This window comes from Stenotrophomonas sp. SrG, from assembly GCF_050031795.1.
In the GTDB taxonomy this organism is placed as follows: domain Bacteria; phylum Pseudomonadota; class Gammaproteobacteria; order Xanthomonadales; family Xanthomonadaceae; genus Stenotrophomonas; species Stenotrophomonas rhizophila_A.
Genome location: NZ_JBNBBE010001353.1, coordinates 1 through 235, shown reverse-complemented (window position 1 = coordinate 235; position 235 = coordinate 1). Strand labels below are relative to the sequence as shown.

Sequence of the window (235 nt, the reverse complement as noted above, 5' to 3'; positions counted from 1 at the left end):
GGTTTGCTGGGTCCTTGTTCCAGGGTTTGTCGCGCCCCCTCACCTGGGTGGTGGGGGCGCTGTGGCTGCTGGCCGCGCCGGCGTTCGCACAGAGCGCCTCTTTCTTCCCGCAGGACGGCGATTTCGATCCGGCCATTCCCACCCCGCAGCAGTTCCTGGGCGACGAGATCGGCAGCCGCTACACCCGGCACGACCAGCTGGTGGCCTCCTTCACCGAGCTGGCCAGACACTCCGA

At 68.1% G+C, this 235-nt stretch carries 1 protein-coding gene; it reads left to right on the top strand.

What is annotated here, in order from left to right; translation table 11 throughout:
* Nucleotides 1-26: 26 nt before the first annotated feature.
* Nucleotides 27-235: hypothetical protein (locus ACQG3P_RS23810; protein WP_426806429.1), on the top strand; the 209-nt coding region annotated here is incomplete at its 3' end.